1 protein-coding gene is annotated in these 487 nt (G+C 59.8%); it reads right to left on the bottom strand.

Annotation, left to right across the window (positions count from 1 at the left end; all coding sequences use genetic code 11):
• Positions 1–487: amino acid permease (locus ACTQZF_RS09260; protein WP_441555115.1), on the bottom strand; the 487-nt coding region annotated here is incomplete at both ends.

The raw sequence follows: 487 nt of genomic DNA, 5'->3' as shown, positions 1-487 counted from the left end.
CGGCATAGCTCGCCACGTTGTTGACGCCAAAGCTCCAGCAGATCATGTTGGCGAACAGCGTCACCAAAAAGGCCGCGCCCACGACCATCGTCAGCGGATGGCTGCGCCCCAGCATGGCGGCGACCGCGTCCACAATGCCCGAATCGAGCGAAAGCCGCTCGGTGGGAACCGCGGCCCCGATGCCGATGCCGCAGATAATGTAGATCGCCGCAATGGCGACGCCACCGGCGATAACCGCCTTGGGGATATCACGCGACGGGTTTTTCATCGTGCTGGCAAAGGTCGCGACCACCTCGAAGCCCATAAAGTTGAACAGGATGATCGATAGGTACGTCAACGAATCGGTGTCGCCCAAATCTGGAATGAAGGTCTTAGGCGACATGTCGTTGGCAAAGCCGTTATCGCAGGCAAACCAGATGCCGACGATTCCCACCACGGCGGTAATGAGCACCTTGATGACGGCACCGCCGTCCATGACCCAATCGGC

Origin of the sequence: Collinsella sp. LCP19S3_H3 (genome assembly GCF_052119145.1) — a bacterium.
Taxonomy (GTDB): Bacteria; Actinomycetota; Coriobacteriia; order Coriobacteriales; family Coriobacteriaceae; genus Collinsella.
The sequence above is the reverse complement of the archived record's forward strand: the minus strand, read 5'-3'. Positions and strand labels throughout refer to the sequence as shown.